Origin of the sequence: Mucilaginibacter defluvii, assembly GCF_039543225.1 — a bacterium.
Lineage (GTDB): Bacteria > Bacteroidota > Bacteroidia > Sphingobacteriales > Sphingobacteriaceae > Mucilaginibacter > Mucilaginibacter defluvii.
The window spans coordinates 1,845,385-1,862,926 of sequence record NZ_BAABJI010000002.1; the positions used below are offsets into that span (position 1 = coordinate 1,845,385).

General features: G+C 45.9%; 15 protein-coding genes. 10 read left to right on the plus strand and 5 right to left on the minus strand.

The features are described from left to right. The 5 genes from ilvA to ABD960_RS14410 all read left to right on the plus strand — a co-directional run bounded on the left by ilvA (position 1) and on the right by ABD960_RS14410 (position 4,206). Positions 1 to 1,251 (plus strand): threonine ammonia-lyase IlvA, encoded by a 1,251-nt coding sequence (ilvA, locus tag ABD960_RS14390; protein ID WP_345331846.1) that lies wholly within the window; start codon positions 1 to 3, stop codon positions 1,249 to 1,251. 26 nt (positions 1,252 to 1,277) lie between these two features. Further along, positions 1,278 to 1,643 carry a hypothetical protein gene (locus ABD960_RS14395; protein WP_345331847.1) on the plus strand — a complete coding sequence of 122 codons (366 nt, stop codon included), beginning with the start codon at positions 1,278 to 1,280 and terminating at the stop codon, positions 1,641 to 1,643. Positions 1,644 to 1,742: 99 nt separating this feature from the next. Beyond that, a complete protein-coding gene (gene namA, locus ABD960_RS14400) occupies positions 1,743 to 2,813 on the plus strand; it encodes an NADPH dehydrogenase NamA (protein ID WP_345331848.1) in 1,071 nt (356 codons plus the stop codon). 178 nt (positions 2,814 to 2,991) lie between these two features. Then, the gene (locus ABD960_RS14405; RefSeq protein ID WP_345331849.1) at positions 2,992 to 3,411 is read left to right on the plus strand and encodes an OsmC family peroxiredoxin; all 420 of its coding nucleotides are present in this window, start codon (positions 2,992 to 2,994) and stop codon (positions 3,409 to 3,411) included. Between the two features lie 207 nt (positions 3,412 to 3,618). Beyond that, positions 3,619 to 4,206, plus strand: a complete 588-nt coding sequence (locus ABD960_RS14410) for a DUF4230 domain-containing protein (protein WP_345331850.1) — start codon at positions 3,619 to 3,621, stop codon at positions 4,204 to 4,206. A 3-nt stretch (positions 4,207 to 4,209) separates the two neighbouring features. On the opposite strand, the gene dacB is transcribed toward ABD960_RS14410, so the two are convergent. Continuing rightward, positions 4,210 to 5,619 (minus strand): D-alanyl-D-alanine carboxypeptidase/D-alanyl-D-alanine endopeptidase, encoded by a 1,410-nt coding sequence (dacB, locus tag ABD960_RS14415; RefSeq protein WP_345331851.1) that lies wholly within the window; start codon positions 5,617 to 5,619, stop codon positions 4,210 to 4,212. Beyond that, positions 5,594 to 7,048, minus strand: coding sequence for an APC family permease (locus ABD960_RS14420; RefSeq protein WP_345331852.1), 1,455 nt, complete (start codon positions 7,046 to 7,048; stop codon positions 5,594 to 5,596). The genes dacB and ABD960_RS14420 overlap by 26 nt, the downstream gene beginning before the upstream one ends. A 251-nt stretch (positions 7,049 to 7,299) precedes the next feature. Between ABD960_RS14420 and ABD960_RS14425 the strand changes: the two genes are divergently transcribed. The 5 genes from ABD960_RS14425 to ABD960_RS14445 all read left to right on the plus strand — a co-directional run bounded on the left by ABD960_RS14425 (position 7,300) and on the right by ABD960_RS14445 (position 13,592). Then, a complete protein-coding gene (locus ABD960_RS14425; RefSeq protein WP_345331853.1) occupies positions 7,300 to 9,534 on the plus strand; it encodes a sodium-translocating pyrophosphatase in 2,235 nt (744 codons plus the stop codon). Positions 9,535 to 9,730: 196 nt separating this feature from the next. Further along, the gene (locus ABD960_RS14430) at positions 9,731 to 10,129 is read left to right on the plus strand and encodes a response regulator (protein ID WP_345331854.1); all 399 of its coding nucleotides are present in this window, start codon (positions 9,731 to 9,733) and stop codon (positions 10,127 to 10,129) included. Between the two features lie 138 nt (positions 10,130 to 10,267). Further along, complete coding sequence (locus tag ABD960_RS14435) at positions 10,268 to 11,752, plus strand: amino acid permease (RefSeq protein ID WP_345331855.1); 1,485 nt, start codon at positions 10,268 to 10,270, stop codon at positions 11,750 to 11,752. A gap of 94 nt (positions 11,753 to 11,846) precedes the next feature. Next, complete coding sequence (locus tag ABD960_RS14440) at positions 11,847 to 12,995, plus strand: MFS transporter (RefSeq protein ID WP_345331856.1); 1,149 nt, start codon at positions 11,847 to 11,849, stop codon at positions 12,993 to 12,995. A gap of 21 nt (positions 12,996 to 13,016) precedes the next feature. Then, positions 13,017 to 13,592 (plus strand): MarC family protein, encoded by a 576-nt coding sequence (locus ABD960_RS14445; protein WP_345331857.1) that lies wholly within the window; start codon positions 13,017 to 13,019, stop codon positions 13,590 to 13,592. Positions 13,593 to 13,594: 2 nt separating this feature from the next. On the opposite strand, the gene ABD960_RS14450 is transcribed toward ABD960_RS14445, so the two are convergent. Genes ABD960_RS14450 through guaA form a run of 3 tightly spaced genes read right to left on the minus strand, consistent with a single transcriptional unit; the run spans position 13,595 to position 17,524 of the window. Then, a complete protein-coding gene (locus ABD960_RS14450; RefSeq protein WP_345331858.1) occupies positions 13,595 to 14,764 on the minus strand; it encodes an RsmB/NOP family class I SAM-dependent RNA methyltransferase in 1,170 nt (389 codons plus the stop codon). Then, on the minus strand, positions 14,761 to 16,008 hold the full coding sequence (locus ABD960_RS14455; RefSeq protein WP_345331859.1) for an ABC transporter substrate-binding protein: 1,248 nt from the start codon (positions 16,006 to 16,008) through the stop codon (positions 14,761 to 14,763). The genes ABD960_RS14450 and ABD960_RS14455 overlap by 4 nt, the downstream gene beginning before the upstream one ends. Then, the gene (gene guaA / locus ABD960_RS14460; RefSeq protein WP_345331860.1) at positions 15,995 to 17,524 is read right to left on the minus strand and encodes a glutamine-hydrolyzing GMP synthase; all 1,530 of its coding nucleotides are present in this window, start codon (positions 17,522 to 17,524) and stop codon (positions 15,995 to 15,997) included. The genes ABD960_RS14455 and guaA overlap by 14 nt, the downstream gene beginning before the upstream one ends. Between the last annotated feature and the right edge of the window lie 18 nt (positions 17,525 to 17,542).

Below are 17,542 nucleotides of genomic sequence, written 5' to 3' on the forward strand. Positions count from 1 at the left end.
ATGAGTACTGAAACCGAACATCAGCTTGATTTTGAACAGGCCTACCAACGGCTTGACGGGGTGGTTAACCATACCCCCCTGCAATACAATGCCGGCCTGTCAGCAAAATACGAGTGCGAGATCTACCTCAAACGTGAAGATTTACAGGTAGTACGCTCCTACAAACTGCGCGGCGCTTATAACATGATCAGCCAGTTAAATGCCGAGCAGCTAAGCCGTGGCGTGGTTTGCGCCAGCGCGGGTAACCATGCCCAGGGTGTTGCCTTTTCATGCAGCAGGTTAGGTACCAAAGGCGTTATTTTTATGCCCGAGATCACCCCGAAACAAAAGGTGAAACAAACCCAGATGTTTGGCGGCGACAATGTTGAGATCGTACTTACCGGCGATACGTTTGACGATTGCCTGCGCGAAGCGTTAGCCTACACCGAAGCTAATAACATGACCTTTATTCCCCCTTTTGATACGCAACGGGTTATTGAGGGACAAGGAACTGTAGGTGTTGAGATACTGGATAAACTGCCCGATGTTGAGGCTGTAATAATGCCTGTTGGCGGCGGCGGGTTGGCTGCCGGTGTCGGTACCTATTTAAAGCAGCATAATACTGATATATTATTAATTGGTGTTGAGCCGGAAGGCGCGCCGTCAATGGTGGGTGCATTTGCGAATAACGAGCCTGTAACGCTCGATGAAATTGACCGCTTTGTTGACGGCGCCGCGGTAAAACGTGTGGGAACGCTAACTTACCGGATATGCCGCGAGGTACTGGATGATATGCTGCTGGTACCCGAAGGCAAGGTATGTACCACCATCCTGAAATTATATAATGAGGATGCTATTGTGGTGGAGCCTGCCGGCGCCCTGTCTGTTGCCGTGCTTGACCTTTGTAAGGAGCAGATAAAAGGCAAAAAAGTAGTGTGCGTTATCAGCGGCGGTAACAATGATATTGACCGCATGGCCGAGATCAAGGAGAAATCATTGTTGTACGAAGGACTGAAACATTACTTCATTGTTCGCTTTCCGCAACGCCCTGGCGCTCTTAAACTGTTTGTGAACAATGTGCTTGGCCCCGGTGATGATATTACCCGTTTCGAGTTCATCAAAAAAACCGCTAAGGAGAACGGTCCGGCACTGGTAGGTATCGAGCTAAAATCGGCCGAAGACTACCCTGCCCTGCTACAACGCATGGCTGCCCACCGCTTTGATGTTATCGAGATAAACCGCGATCAAACTTTATTTGAGTACCTGGTATAATTCGCGTCAACCTTTTATAAAGGCTGATGCAGAATCAAAACATGAGTAATCGTAAAAATCCTAAAAAATCCTCATCTATAAGTCTATTCTTATATCTGAGGATTTTTATTGGTCTGTTTTCTGTAGGATGGTTTTTCTACACGATAGCTAAGAATTCTTATGAAAGAAACTTACTGGCAACGGAGCCTGTTAGAACTATCAAAGCAATCGTAATTAATAAAAAAAACTTTCCCGGGAACAAAGGTGAACCAACGTATTCCTACCGCTATTTTGTTGATGGAAAATACTATGAGGGAGATACTGATGATTACGAATATCATCCGTTAGATACCGTAACTATAAAATATGTTATCAGCAATCCTGAGATTAGCGAGCGTGTCAGTCGACCATAATGTCATCTATTTATAACATATATCTTATAAAAATCCATTTTACACTCCGCTGAACAATACCAAAACCTGAGTGTTCATATTTGCTGAAACATTTAAATAATGAGCACGCTTTTTTCACCTATAACTATAAAAGAGGTTACCCTGCGTAACCGCATTGCCGTATCGCCAATGTGCGAGTATTCGAGTACTGATGGCTTCGCAAATAACTGGCACCTGGTACACCTGGGCAGCCGTGCTATTGGCGGCGCAGGCTTGCTGATCACCGAGGCCACGGCCGTATCACCCGAAGGCCGTATATCTCCTGCCGACCTGGGTATCTGGAAGGATGAACACATTGAAAAACTAAAAGAGATCACCAATTTTATACATGAGCAAGGTGCGGTGGCGGGCATACAACTGGCCCACGCGGGCCGTAAAGCCAGCCATCAAAAACCGTGGGAAGGCGGTAAACTTATCCCGTCTGACCAGCCTAACGGCTGGCCAACCGTAGCGCCCAGTGCACTGCCTTTTGCAGAAGGCACCGAAGCTCCGGCTGAACTGGATAAAGCAGGCATCGAAAAAGTAAAGGCTGATTTTAAAGCCGCCGCTTCGAGGGCCGTAGCAGCAGGTTTTAAAGTAGTTGAGATACATGCCGCACACGGTTATTTATTGCACCAGTTTTATTCGCCGTTAAGTAATCACCGTACCGATGAATATGGCGGCAGTTTTGAAAATCGCATACGCTTGGTACTTGAAGTGGTTGAGGCTGTTAAGGAGGTTTGGCCTGCCAGCCTGCCCTTGTTTGTACGCATTTCGGCTACCGACTGGACTGAAGGCGGCTGGACTATTGAAGATTCCGTTGAGCTGGCCAAAAAGCTGAAAGAAGCCGGTGTCGACATGATCGATACCTCAACCGGCGGTAACGTGCCGCGCGCGTCCATTCCCGTAAAACCGGGCTACCAGGTGGAGTTTGCCGAAACCATTAAGAAAGACACCGGCATACTTACCGGCGCAGTAGGTATGATTACCGAACCGGAGCAGGCTAATGCCATTATCGCAAGCAGTCAGGCTGATATCGTACTATTAGCCCGTGAATTATTACGCGACCCGCATTTCCCCCTACGTGCCGCCCACGAACTTGGCCAGGAAATACAGTGGCCGGTGCAGTATGAGCGCGCGAAGTGGAGTTGATTTAGTCAGTTGTTCATAGATCATAGTTGATAGTTCATGGCCGGAGTTTAATAAACACTTAACTCACAATGACCTGTAATCATCAAATAGGACTGAAAATTTCAATCACTATGATCTATGAACTATTAGCTTATTAATATCTAACTTTACATACAAACTAAACAATAAATCAATAACTATGAAACGTACAGCAACCGCCCACTGGGCCGGAAATTTAAAAGAAGGCAAAGGCGAATTAAGCACGCAAAGCACCACCCTTAGCCAAACGCAATATTCATTTAAAACCCGTTTTGAAAGTGGCGTGGGTACCAACCCTGAGGAGCTTTTAGCTGCCGCTCATGCAGGCTGCTTCACTATGGCAGTTAGCGCTACGTTAACTCAGCAGGGCATCACTGCCGGTGATTTGAACACTGAAGCCATCCTTGAGCTGGACATGGCTAAACTTGAAGTTACCGCCATCCACCTGGAACTGAAAGCATCTGTTATTGATGGCGTATCTGAAGAGCAATTTAAAGAAGTTGCCGAAGGCGCTAAAGCAAACTGTATCATATCAAAAGCTTTGAGCGTGCCTATCAGCCTGAATGTAACCTACGCGTAATCTTTAAATACCGTAATTAAACTAAAAGAGCAGATTCAGGTCTGCTCTTTTAGTTTAACGGAAGTTTGGAATGAGATAATTAGTTTTCGTCATTGCGAACGATAGTGAAGCAATCTTTTTAGGATATTCAGACGTAACTTGTATAAAGAGATTGCTTCGTACCTTGCAATGACGCATTCCAGAATACGTTAGTTTAAAACAAAAAAAATGTCAAGTACCCGCAGTCGTGTGTCCCTCAGCCTGATTATCCTTTTAGTGATCGTTGGCTTTTTGGCTTTCCTTTTCTTTTACATTAAGCGCCAGTTTACCGAAACTAAAACCGAGGTAAGCCAGGTAGTAATGGTGCAAAAAATAACCAGCATGGGCAAGCTGGAACTGGTTAAATATGCCATGAAAGATATTGTAGAGAAGAAGGAAGTACATACCTTTTTGCCCGATGAAAAAGTATTGTTTTTGGCCGTTGGCGAGGTTACCGCCTGTATTGACCTAACCAAGGTTAAGCAGGAAGACATTACCCAAAATAAAGACAGCGTTATTGTTGTTCTGCCGCAGCCCGAAATCTGTTACGCCAAGCTCGATCATCAGCAATCAAAGGTGTATGACATTACTGGTGCCTGGTTCCCGAGCAATGCGCGGGATATGGTGGAGGATGTTTACAAGATAGCCGAGAAAAAGATACTTGAAGAAAGCAAGAAGATGAACATTACCGGCAAAGCGCGCGACAATGCCCAGCTTATATTTAAACCCCTGCTCGAAAGTATTTCCGGCAAAAAGGTTGTGCTCAAATTCAAGTAACACTTATTTCATCACATCCAGCACACGGAACATCTTTTCCTTGATGCCTTTGGTGGTACCGTTGTAATTATTTACAATGATGGAAAAACATAGCTCGCGGCCCTTATAGGTTTGATAGCCTGTATAAGCCAGTACATCGGCAATACTGCCGCTTTTCATTTTCATATCATTATATATCGGCAGGCTCTCATAAAAAAACTTATACCAAGCCTCGCTTTTGGCCGATTGCAGTATGCGCGCCATGGTAAGCGTAGTTACCCGGTTACCCGGCGACAGGCCGCTGCCATCATAAATATTAAGTGTTTTTATATCGATGCCTTTAGCTTTCCAAAAATCCTGTAGTACGGTAATACCATTGGGTGTAGTAGGCTCTTTACCTGCCTTCAGGGCGATGGTTTTTAGTAGCTGCTCGGCATACAGGTTAAGGCTTTTTTGATTAAGCCAGTAAATAATCTTGTTCAGTTCCGGCGATTCAATAACGGTCAGCGTTTTTGCTATAGCAGGCGCGGCTTCCCCTTTAACGGCAAGCGTCAGGGTTGATTGTGGTTCGCCGCTTACCTTGAGGCCGAGGCGATTCATGGTATCGGTCAGCCGCAGGGCCACGTCAAAAGCCGGGTCGGGTATTGCACCCGATACCGTTTTCTTGGTTTGATCGACCGCGTAAGTACCACGCAGATACATTAGCTTACCACCAACCGGCAGATAAATAAAAGCACGGTCGCCGGTACCGGCAGGGGCGTTGGTGAGCTCGCTTTTAAAACCCAGGTAAGGCATCAGCGGTACGGTACGGTCAACTGAGATAGGCGTACCAACAGCACCGGTTTTCAGCTTGATGTCAAACTGGTTTTCGTGCCAGCACAGGGCGTTGATACCTGCGCCATAGTAGTTGCCTACATCCTGCCATATCCAGCCGTCTGGAATGGCTTGTGTGCCGTAGGCGCTGTCGTCGCCAATAATACTGCCGCTTATTTTTTTAATACCCGCCCTTTGCACCGCGGCCACCAGCAGGTTTAATATGTAATTCTCTTTAGTCGTATTCCAGCGCCAGCTACCAAGGGTTGGGTCGCCGCCACCTTTTATAATGATGCTGCCATTGAGGGTACCATCAGCGGCAATGCTGCCGGTATAGCCAACGGTAGTTTGATACTGGTAATTAGCTCCCAAAAGGTTAAAGGCCGTTACCGAGGTTATGGTTTTCAATGTCGATGCCGTGGCCAGCCCCATGTTGGGGTTAGCGGCAAATACCTGTTCGCCGGTTTTAGCATCTAGCACGGTTAATGATACCGATGCATAGCGGCACTGGCTGTCTTGCTGTAATTTGCCAAACGCTGTTTGCAATTGCTGCTGTAGCGTTTGGGCATGGGCGTATCCTGTAACTAATAAAAAGCTAACCAACCAGCTCCGTTTTCTCATCGTCCTCTTTTATGTTTCGCTTCGCAATATAATAGATAGGTATGCCAATTAAAACTATAATAAGCCCGGGTAATGAATACTCACGTTTATATATCAATAGTAATACACAAAACGCAATACCCATCAACACATAAATAGCAGGCAACACGGGGTAACCAAAAGCTTTGTATGGGCGAGGCGCATCCGGGCTTTTTACGCGGAGTATGTATATGCCAATGATAGTCAGCACGTAAAATATCACTACGACCAATGATATCATATCCAGCAGGTTACCGTATGTGCCGCTCAAGCATAAAATACAAGCTAAACCGCATTGCAGCCAGAGGCCGTACTCAGGCACCGAGAACTTATTTAACGTACCTGTCTTTTTAAAGAACAGGCCATCCTTAGCCATGGTGTAATAGACACGCGCTCCGGCCAAAATCAACCCATTATTACAGCCGAAGGTGGAGATCATAATCATGAGGGCGATAAGCAATGTACCTATATTGCCAAAAATTACGGTTGAGGCTGATACGGCCACACGGTCCTTTTCCGCATTCGCGATCTCCTGCAAAGGAAGAACCGAAGTATACATTACATTAGCCGCTACATATATAATAGTTACGATCAGCGTACCTAAAAATAAACTCAGGCCTACGTTACGCTGCGGGTTTTTCATCTCCCCGGCAATAAAAGTCACGCTGTTCCAAGAGTCGCTACTGAATATTGAACCTACCAGCGATGCCGCTATGGCACCCAAACCGGCAACCATCGTAAGGTTTACGGTTGATCCATCCTTGTTCAGGTTATGCAAATCCCAGGCGTTTGTCCAATTGGCTGTCCATACATCGCCTTTGGCCATAATAAAACCGAAGATGATGAGGCCGAATAAGCTCACCAGTTTGGTAATGGTAAAAGTGGTTTGAATGATTTTACCGCCCTTAACACCTTTAGTATTAATGTAGGTAAGCAAGATGATCAGGATAATAGACACCAGCTGCGCCGCGCTGAAATTAAAAACCTTATCGCCCCAATAATTAAAGCTGAATAAAACGTTATCCTCACTAACCGCAGGCCACAGGTAGGCAAAAAATTTAGAGAATGCCACCCCTACCGCCGCTATGGTACCGGTTTGTATCACCGCGAAAAAACTCCATCCGTATAAAAAGCCAATCAGTTTATTGTATGCCTCTTTAAGATAAACATACTGCCCGCCTGCTTTGGGGAACATGGCACTCAGCTCGCCATAGCTAACAGCCGCGGTAAGCGTCATGAAACCGGTGATGAGCCATACGGCGATCAGCCAGCCTGCCGAACCTACATTACGGATAATGTCGGCGCTTACGATAAAAATACCCGAGCCTATCATGGAACCTGCAACCAGCATAGTGCCGTCAAGCAGGCCAAGTTCATGCTTCATTCCGGAGGAAGAAGTGTTTTCTTTCATACAATTGTTTTGAGGGTTAGTTAATATGTGGGTTAAGATAAGTATAAATTTCAGTAACCAAAAGCACCGAAATTAGCCACTTACTCACCGAAATTAACCAACGGGCAACTGCCCGTATTACTGTAAATAAGCTGTTATGTACTTTTTAAAAAGTTTAATATCATGCCTTTGTAATATATTTTTTACTAATTTGCATTTAACCCCATTATTTCTTCTACGGGGTATTATAAACCAAATTATAACCAATTTTTATGGAGTTTTTAAACAACTACTTGATCTATCTGATCCCGCTATTGGGCATTGTGGGTATCATTGTAATGGCCGGTAAAGCGGCCTGGGTTAGCAAACAGCCCACCGGCGATGCCAACATGACTGAACTTGCCGGTTACATAGCCCAGGGCGCCATGGCATTTTTACGTGCCGAGTGGAAGGTACTGAGTTATTTTGTGATCATTGCGGTAATATTGCTGGCATGGTCGGGCACTACGGTTAGTACCTCAAGCCCGGTAATCGCTATCTCGTTTGTTATTGGCGCGCTGCTATCTGCCTTTGCGGGTTACATTGGTATGCGCATTGCCACCAAAGCCAATGTGCGCACTACCGAAGCTGCACGTACCAGCTTGGCTAAAGCGCTTAAAGTATCATTTACCGGCGGCACCGTGATGGGCCTTGGCGTTGCCGGTTTAGCTATTCTAGGTTTAGGGTCGCTGTTTATCGTTTTCTATAAAATGTACGTTGGCGCCGAGGTTAATGGCGAGGATATGGAAAAAGCGCTTGAAGTGCTGGCCGGTTTCTCGCTGGGTGCCGAGTCTATCGCTTTATTCGCCCGTGTGGGTGGCGGTATTTATACCAAAGCTGCCGACGTGGGTGCCGACCTTGTAGGGAAAGTTGAAGCGGGTATACCTGAAGATGACGTACGTAACCCCGCTACAATCGCCGATAACGTGGGCGATAATGTGGGCGACGTAGCCGGTATGGGCGCCGACCTTTTCGGATCGTACGTGGCTACCATGCTGGCTACGATGGTTTTGGGCAGAGAGATCGTTTCACTCGACGCGTTCGGCGGCATTGCCCCGGTATTGCTGCCTATGGTGATCGCGGGTTTGGGACTTGTTTTTTCCATCGTAGGAGCTTCATTCGTAAAAATTAAAAACGAAACAGACAGTGTGCAAAGCGCACTGAATATAGGCAACTGGGCATCCATTATACTTACAGCCATAGCCACATTTTTTGTGGTTAACTGGATGCTGCCCGACGGCAACCTGCACCTTACCCGCGATCTGGTACCAGGTACAGATACGGTTAAAGAGGGCGCCAAGGTATTTGATAAAACAGGCGTATTCCTTTCCATCATCGTTGGTTTAATTGTGGGCACCCTCATGTCCATCATCACCGAATACTATACCGCTATGGGCAAACGTCCGGTACTGAGCATTATTAAACAATCTTCAACAGGGCACGCTACTAATATAATCGGCGGTTTGGCTATCGGTATGGAGTCAACCGTATTGCCTATACTGGTGTTGGCGGCGGGTATCTACGGTTCATATTATTTTGCGGGATTATATGGCGTTGCTATTGCCGCCGCAGGCATGATGGCTACCACCGCCATGCAACTGGCCATTGACGCCTTCGGTCCTATTGCCGACAATGCCGGCGGTATTGCCGAAATGAGCCGCCTGCCCGAAGAAGTAAGGCACCGTACCGATAATTTAGATGCGGTAGGTAATACTACCGCCGCCACAGGTAAGGGCTTCGCCATAGCATCGGCGGCGCTTACCTCATTAGCTTTGTTCGCGGCTTTTGTTGGCGTTGCCGGTATTGAGCATATTGATATTTACAAGGCCGACGTATTGGCCGGTTTGTTTGTGGGCGGTATGATACCTTTCATCTTCTCGGCATTGGCCATATCAGCTGTAGGCAGGGCGGCTATGGCTATGGTTGAGGAAGTGCGTCGCCAGTTTAGGGAGATACCCGGCATAATGGAATATAAAGCCAAGCCCGAATACGAAAAGTGCGTCGCCATATCAACCAAAGCCTCCATTCGCGAAATGGTGGCCCCAGGGCTTATCGCTCTGATCACACCTATTATCATCGGTTTTGCTTTTGGCCCCGAAGTATTGGGTGGCTTGCTGGCAGGGGTTACCGTTTCAGGTGTGCTAATGGGCATCTTCCAAAGCAACGCGGGCGGCGCCTGGGATAATGCTAAAAAATCCTTTGAAAAAGGCGTGGAGATCAATGGGGAGATCTACTATAAAAAATCAGAACCGCATAAGGCATCAGTAACCGGCGATACCGTGGGCGATCCGTTTAAGGATACCTCAGGCCCGTCAATGAACATCCTGATCAAGCTAATGTCCATCGTATCCCTGGTTATCGCCCCGCATCTGCATCACGAAGTAAATACCAACGAACGGATACAAAAGCAGATCAAGGAACAATCATTAGAAAAAACAATAACCAGCCCGCAAAAGCACCGGCTTTAATACGTAAAATGGCACAACTGCAACAGGTTGTGCCATTTGCTTTTTATGAGGTAATGTTTGCTGCATTCCACACATTGTGGGCGGTAATTTCCCCACAGTTTTTAAACGGTAAATCAAGGCAGTGAATTTCACCTTCAAAAGCCGATTTTAACGCGTAGGTATAGTATTTGGTTGATACTTGTATAATTACGATAACATGAACAGAATATTGATGATAGACGACAACCCGATGGAACATTTTATCGCGTTGAAGCTGCTTAAGAATACCGGCCTTTTTGAAAACACTAAGCACGTTACCAACGGATTGGAAACCTTAAAATTTATAGAGCAGAATTTAACCAATACCGACGAACTCCCTGACGTTATCCTGCTTGACATTAACATGCCCGATATTAATGCCTGGGGATTTTTAGACCGGTACAAACAGCTGCACCAAAATATCAGCAAGCCGATAGATATATACATCGTCAGTTCATCTATTGATGCTGACGACATGCTGAAATCGAAAACTTATCCCTTTGTTAAGTCGTATCTGGTAAAGCCGCTAAGTGCAGATATCCTAGTTAAAATTTATAACGACCGCGCCAAAGCTTAGCACCTAACGGTAACAATTTTGAAATATTTGCACCGGCATACACAAAAAATATTGTTTTGTTTTGATGATATAATCAGTGCTTTATCATATCAATAAAATTAAGTAGGTTTGGACTTGATATATTAACTGACATTATATATGAGATTTAAAAAACCACTTGATGTATTACTAAAAGAAGCATCAGCAAGCGGCGAAGGCACTTTACGCCGAACGCTTAGCAGCTTCAACCTGGTAACCATGGGTATTGGAGCTATCATTGGCGCGGGCTTATTCTCGCTAACCGGTTTAGCCGCTGCAAACAATGCAGGCCCTGCGGTAACCATTTCATTTGTTATTGGCGCTATTGGCTGTGCTTTTGCCGGCTTATGCTATGCCGAATTTGCCAGTATGATCCCTATCGCCGGTTCTGCGTATACGTATTCATACGCAACCATGGGCGAATTTATGGCATGGATAATCGGTTGGGATTTAGTGTTGGAGTATGCCCTTGGCGCGGCAACAGTATCAATCAGTTGGTCGCAATACCTTACCAAATTTCTCCATTTATACGATATACATATACCGCCGCAGTTTACCATGTCGCCATGGGAAAGCGTAACCCTTGCTGACGGCAGCGTAGTTAGCGGCTATTTCAACTTACCGGCGGTATTTATAATCGTTTGCCTTTCGTTACTGCTTATCCGCGGTACTAAAGAGTCAGCTTTTGTAAATAACATCCTGGTAGTTTTAAAAGTAGCTGTAGTATTGGTATTCATCGCAGTGGGCTGGAGCTATATCAACCCATCAAACCACGTTCCTTATATCCCTGAGAATACCGGTAAATTCGGTGAGTTCGGCTGGTCGGGTGTGTTGCGCGGCGCGGGTGTGGTATTCTTTGCATTTATTGGTTTTGACGCCGTATCAACCGCTGCCCAGGAAGCTAAAGATCCTAAGCGCGGCATGCCTATCGGTATCATCGGTTCGTTATTGGCTTGTACATTATTATACGTACTGTTCTCGCACGTGATGACAGGTGTTGCCAACTATAAAGAATTTAAAGACAGTGCTGCCCCGGTTGCCGTAGCTATCGCTAAAACACCTTACGCGTGGTTACAAAAAGCCATCATTCTGGCTATCCTTGCCGGTTATACCTCAGTTATCCTGGTGATGCTTATGGGCCAGTCGCGTATATTCTATACCATGTCAAAAGATGGTTTGATCCCATCTGTATTTTCAAAAGTTCACAAAAAATTCCAGACTCCTTATAAATCAAACTTACTGTTTGCGGTATTTGTAAGCTTATTCGCTGCTTTTGTACCGGTACACGTGGTAGGCGAAATGGTATCTATCGGTACCCTGTTTGCTTTCGTACTGGTTTGCGTTGGTGTAATGGTGATGCGTAAAAGCGACCCAAATACGCCTCGTCCGTTCCGTACGCCATGGGTTCCTTTTGTGCCAATTGCAGGTATCTTAATCTGTATCTCAATGATGGTTTCATTACCTGGAGATACCTGGTTACGTTTGGCTATCTGGATGCTATTAGGCTTAATTATTTACATGGTTTACGGTAAAAAGCACTCGCTTATCCGTAACGGTAAATTGAGCATTCCTAATGATCCGCCAAACCCGCATTACACTGAATAATCTTGTTTAAAACTTATATGAAAAAGGTTCTGAAAATATTTTCAGAACCTTTTTTGCTTTTTATACTTTCTACTTAAACAAAAAACTAAACTGAATGAAGAAAAGCCTGTGGATACTGGCCGTTGTTTGCGTTATTAACTCCATGGGCTTTGGCATTGTTGTGCCGCTGTTATACAGCTACGGTAAAAAATTTGGCATCACCAGCGAAACTTTGGGTTTACTCACCGCCGCCTTTTCAATTGCACAATTTTTTGCTACGCCGCTCCTTGGTTCACTGTCTGACAAGTGGGGCCGTAAACCGGTACTTATTATCAGCCTCATCGGCACCTGTATATCATTTATATTGTTTGCGCAGGCACGCAGCATCATCATGCTTTTTGCAGCGCGTATATTGGATGGATTAACCGGCGGCAACATCTCGGTGGCACAAGCTATGGTATCTGATGTTTCATCCCCTGAAGACCGGGCGAAGAATTTCGGCATACTCAGCTCAGCGTTTGGTTTTGGCTTTGTTGCCGGGCCTGCATTGGGTGGCTTGCTCAGCAAATACGGCATGCATGTGCCCTTTTACTTCGCGGCAGCTATAGCGCTTGTCGGCGTGCTATTAACCGTTTTTATACTTAAGGAAACCAACTGTAAAAAGGATGACCGGCGGGCTTATAAATTCAGCTTTACATCGCTGGTTACTGTGCTCAAACAAAAAACCGTTGGGGTAAGCATATTTATCGGCTTTTTGCTGACCATGGCACAATTTGCCATGATCATCGGCTTCCAAACATTTACTAATGATGAGCTTAAACTATCTCCGGCTCAAACCGGGATTTTTTATGCCGGTTTTGGTGTTACAGGTATTATTATGCAATTGCTGGTGCCCTTTTTTACAAGGGCATGCCGGTCAAAAGCTTTAATACTCCTGCTATCAACGTTGGTGTGTTTAGGCGCCATGACGCTTGCCGGCTTCGCCGGATTATGGCTATTCGCTATCGCGATAGGTATATACGGCCTTTTTAACGGACTGCGTAACCCCATGCTCAATGCCATAATTGCCGACAATTCAAATGACGATGAGCAAGGTAAGGTTTTAGGCATCAATCAATCGTACACATCCATCGGGCAAACCCTCGGCCCTGTTACAGCGGGTTTTGTTACGGCCATATCACTGCATAGTATTTTCTTTTTAGCATCTTTGTACATCCTAACCGCTTTAATGCTTAGCTTTAAGCTTAAACGGCAGGATTGCTAAACACTGACCTTCATTATAATTATGCAGCCACTTATCTTTAAAGAGGTACTTTCCGTTACCATGATCCTGTTTGCCATTATTGACATTTTAGGATCAATACCCGTAATTATTGAGTTACGCCAGCGAGCCGGCCATATACAATCTGAAAAAGCGAGTATCGCGGTGCTGGTGCTCATGGTAACCTTTTTATTCATAGGTAACGAGCTGTTGGATATCATTGGCCTTGATATCTCCTCTTTCGCTATAGCGGGCTCTATAGTGATATTCATTATAGCGATGGAGATGATCCTTGGCATAACATTTTTCAAGGACGACCCGGAGATGGCCAAAACGGTATCTATCGTTCCCTTAGCCTTCCCGCTTATTGCCGGTGCCGGTACCATGACTACTTTGTTGTCTTTAAAGTCCCAATATCAAACCCAGAATATTTTGGCGGCTATTGTAATCAACACCACCATTGTTTACCTGGTACTTAAAAATGTAAAATGGCTGGAACATCTGCTGGGCAAAGCCGGATTAAGCATTTTACGCAAAGCCTTTGGTGTAATACTATTAGCTATCGCGATAAAGCTTTTCAGGAGCAATAGCGGGTTGTAAACTTATTCCTGTCGAATAAGCCGTGCTACAAACATGGTATCAGCCTTACGTTCGTAGCCCTTCAGAATTTGCTGGCTTTCCAGTTGGAGGCCTAACTCTGTTGTTAAAAATTCAACCGCATCTTCGTTCTCAGCCTTAAAAGCCGAGCATGTGATATATATAAGCGCTTTACCGGGTTTAAGATATTTAGCTACATTATGGGCGATGCTTTGCTGCAAACGCTGAAAAAAAGCTATACGTTGTGGATTGAACTGGCTGATCATTTCCGGCGTGCGCCCCCAGGTACCCGAGCCGCTGCAAGGGGCATCTAATATAATGCCATCAAATGCATAATCGTGCATTTCCTGTTCGGGGTTTTGGGTCAGATCAAGCACTTTTTTTTGATATTTGAATAAACCTGCTTGGTGAAAACGCTCGTCAAGATTGGCCAGAATGGATTCGCGCACATCAGACACCACCAGCTTAATGTCCGGCTGCAAACTATGCAGCAATAATGATTTACCGCCTGATGCTGCACAGGCATCCCACCATTTATCCCAGCGCTCTGGTTTAAAATATCGGGCAGTTTGTTGTGATGAATAGTCCTGCACCTCATACAAATGTTGCTGGCGGGGCAGGATGTTTTCGAGCCTGGTACCGTTGGGTAAACAAAGGCAGCCGTCGCCCTCATCCTTAAAAAGAATATCGGCCTTATTCAGTTCGGCTTTCACCTGCGCTTCGTGCCCGCGCAGCACCCTTATATACAAATCGGGCTGAATAAAGAACGAGCGCAAAAACTTATCCTTTTCTACCCCGGCAGAGAGCTCAGCCGTCCAGGGGAAAACGTCATCCAGTTTAAAATCAGGATGTGTGGTTTTGATAAGGGCGATCTTCTCGTTAATGCTGAAGCCGATACAAGCAGCCCACTCGGGTTTAAAATGCTGAAGGAAGGAGTTGGATTGCGTATTGCATAAGAACTCGGCAACCATCAAACGCTCTTCGGGGGGCAGCGCAGGCAGTGCCCGGCCGAGGCGGAAGTAGTTATACACCAAACGACCCGCCACCTTACGGTCGGTTGAGCCCATTTGTTTGTTGAGGCGGTAAAAGCCCGGCAAAAATTTACCTAACGGCGTATCAGCCGGATATTCATCCAAAATACGTAAAAACGTTTTTAGCTGATTCAGTGCTTTCATTCCACCTGCTTTAATTCAAAATTTTCGTATCGCAACAGGTTAACATGTTTGTTTACCCAACCCTGGCCTTTTTTATAAATAAAGTCAAAGCTGTTATGTAAGCCCCTGAACTCATTATCATCCAGGCTCTTCAGCTTATCGGTATCATCAGCCAGTAACTGACCAAAGTACATGCCTTCATCAAATGCTTTGATAGCATATTCTGTTGGTTCGGCGCGGTAAGCACGGCGATAATTGCGCATAAAAGTTATGGTAGCCTGCGAGCGATAATTCACCCTGTCTGCCGAGGTGATATACGCATTGAGTCGTTGCATCTGGTCTGATTTCAGGAAGCTGAATTTCTCCCAATTGGGGTGCCCGATTACCGTCATGGGGTAACGCTTGGCCAATGTATCTAACGAGTAAAGCGTAATCTTTAAAAAAGACTGGTTGGTTGAGGGAATAACCATAAAGTTGCGGTCAAACCTGGTCATCTGCGCAACAATTGGTTTCAGGTTTCCCCGGGTTACGGTTAGTTGAACCACCTTTATTTTCTTTTTACTTAAACTGTCAACAGCCTTCTTGAAGTACCTGATGTAAGGCAGCTCGGCGCTGTAGCCGGATGTAAGCACGAATATCTTTTTTGTCTTCGACTTTTCTACCGCAAATTCAGCCGCACGCAGGGCATGATATTCCAGCGGCGGTATAACCGTTATAAGGTTCTCGGCATTATAGGTTGTTGGCGCCGATGGCGACAACGGCGACAGGATCAGCTTTTTGTTATTACCCGGTACCGTGGTAAAGGCCTTCATCCCGTCAGGAAATACTGGGCCAACAATCAGGTCGCTGCTTTTTATCTGCGGGTTTAACGCCAGGCTGTGCGAGTGTGAGGGTTCATCCTTTGAGTCGAACAACTGCACACGGTAATTAGCGCCCTCGCCGGTAAGTGAGTCAAGCGCGAGCTTGAAGCCCCGGTAATAATCTAACGCGATGGAAGCTTTTTTTAAACCCGCGGCGCTGTAGTTAGCGCCGGGGTTTAAATGATCCAAGCCGAAAGGCAGTATCAACGCAATGTTCGATACTCTTTTATCAGATACCTTTTTGGCATCCTTGTCCTCTTTTTTATTTTTATCGGCTTTATCGCCGGGCTTATCCGAAGTTTTATCAGTTGGCTTAGTTGTACCCTTACCAACAGGGCGTGTTTTTGGCGAACACGCTGCAGCAAGTGCAACAACTAAAATAAGTAACCACTTATTCCCACTCAATAGTGGCCGGTGGTTTCGAACTGATATCATATACTACCCGGTTTATGCCTTTTACGTTATTGATAATTTCGTTTGATATTTTGGCCAACAGCTCATACGGTAAGTGGCACCAATCGGCCGTCATACCGTCAACTGATTCAACCGCGCGAAGCGCTACCGCATTTTCATAAGTGCGCTCATCGCCCATTACCCCTACCGATTGTACCGGTAAAAATATGGTGCCCGCCTGCCAAACTTTATCATAAACACCGGCAGCCTTTAAATTGTTGATGTAAATCGCATCGGCTTCCTGTAATATATGCACTTTCTCGGGTGTTACCTCACCTAATATTCTGATAGCCAAACCCGGACCAGGGAATGGGTGGCGGCCTAAAATATTAGGATCAATACCCAAAGCCTTGCCTACGTTACGTACCTCATCCTTAAAAAGGGTATTCAATGGCTCAACTACTTTCAGCTTCATAAAATCAGGCAAACCACCTACGTTATGGTGCGATTTAATAGTTGCCGATGGGCCTTTAACCGATACCGACTCGATAACGTCAGGATAAATTGTACCCTGGCCAAGCCATTTTACATCCTGCACTTCGTGCGCGGCATCATCAAACACCTCAATAAATACACGGCCTATGGCTTTACGTTTCAGTTCAGGGTCGGTTAAACCAGCCAGGGCATCGTAAAAGCGTTGCTTGGCATCAATGCCTTTTATATTCAAGCCCATGTGCTTGTATGAGTCGAGCACCAACTCATACTCATCCTTGCGCAGCAGGCCGTTATCAACAAATATACAGTGCAGGTTTTTGCCGATAGCATGGTGCAGCAATACTGCCGCAACCGATGAATCAACACCGCCTGAAAGGCCAAGCACTACCTTATCATCGCCCAATTTTTCTTTAAGCTGCGCGATGGTAGTTTCAACAAATGAGTCCGGAGTCCAATCTTGCGCGCATCCGCATATATCAACTAAAAAGTTGTGCAGCAGCTGCTTGCCATCCACACTGTGCGTTACCTCGGGGTGAAACTGGATGCCGTAGGTTTGTGAGCCGGTTACATGGTAAGCGGCAACACGTACGCTATCGGTACTGGCAATTACCTCAAAATTATCAGCCAAACGGGCAATGGTATCGCCGTGCGACATCCACACCTGCGAGTCAGCCGGGATCATCTTCAGCAACGGATTTTCGTGGTTGATGTATTGCAGGTTGGCACGGCCGTATTCGCGCGTGCTTGATGGCAATACTTCGCCGCCGTTAAAGTGGGCCAGGTACTGCGCGCCATAGCATACGCCAAGTATAGGCAATGAGCCATGAAACTTAGCGAAATCAAAATGCGGCGCATCGTCCTGACGAACCGAATAAGGCGAACCTGAAAGGATGATGCCCTTTACGCTGCCGTCAACTTCAGGAAAATTATTGAAGGGATGGATCTCGCAGTAAATGCGAAGCTCCCTGACACGGCGCGCTATAAGCTGGGTGAACTGCGAACCGAAGTCAAGAATGAGGATTTTTTCTTGCATGGGCAAAGATAGGATTTA

Excerpts from the sequence above, each read along its gene's own strand:
- ilvA (WP_345331846.1), top strand. The coding sequence starts at position 1 with ATGAGTACTGAAACCGAACATCAGCTTGATTTTGAACAGGCCTACCAA.
- ABD960_RS14395 (WP_345331847.1), top strand. The coding sequence starts at position 1,278 with ATGCAGAATCAAAACATGAGTAATCGTAAAAATCCTAAAAAATCCTCA.
- namA (WP_345331848.1), top strand. The coding sequence starts at position 1,743 with ATGAGCACGCTTTTTTCACCTATAACTATAAAAGAGGTTACCCTGCGT.
- ABD960_RS14405 (WP_345331849.1), top strand. The coding sequence starts at position 2,992 with ATGAAACGTACAGCAACCGCCCACTGGGCCGGAAATTTAAAAGAAGGC.
- ABD960_RS14410 (WP_345331850.1), top strand. The coding sequence starts at position 3,619 with ATGTCAAGTACCCGCAGTCGTGTGTCCCTCAGCCTGATTATCCTTTTA.
- dacB (WP_345331851.1), bottom strand. The coding sequence starts at position 5,619 with ATGAGAAAACGGAGCTGGTTGGTTAGCTTTTTATTAGTTACAGGATAC.
- ABD960_RS14420 (WP_345331852.1), bottom strand. The coding sequence starts at position 7,048 with ATGAAAGAAAACACTTCTTCCTCCGGAATGAAGCATGAACTTGGCCTG.
- ABD960_RS14425 (WP_345331853.1), top strand. The coding sequence starts at position 7,300 with ATGGAGTTTTTAAACAACTACTTGATCTATCTGATCCCGCTATTGGGC.
- ABD960_RS14430 (WP_345331854.1), top strand. The coding sequence starts at position 9,731 with ATGAACAGAATATTGATGATAGACGACAACCCGATGGAACATTTTATC.
- ABD960_RS14435 (WP_345331855.1), top strand. The coding sequence starts at position 10,268 with ATGAGATTTAAAAAACCACTTGATGTATTACTAAAAGAAGCATCAGCA.
- ABD960_RS14440 (WP_345331856.1), top strand. The coding sequence starts at position 11,847 with ATGAAGAAAAGCCTGTGGATACTGGCCGTTGTTTGCGTTATTAACTCC.
- ABD960_RS14445 (WP_345331857.1), top strand. The coding sequence starts at position 13,017 with ATGCAGCCACTTATCTTTAAAGAGGTACTTTCCGTTACCATGATCCTG.
- ABD960_RS14450 (WP_345331858.1), bottom strand. The coding sequence starts at position 14,764 with ATGAAAGCACTGAATCAGCTAAAAACGTTTTTACGTATTTTGGATGAA.
- guaA (WP_345331860.1), bottom strand. The coding sequence starts at position 17,524 with ATGCAAGAAAAAATCCTCATTCTTGACTTCGGTTCGCAGTTCACCCAG.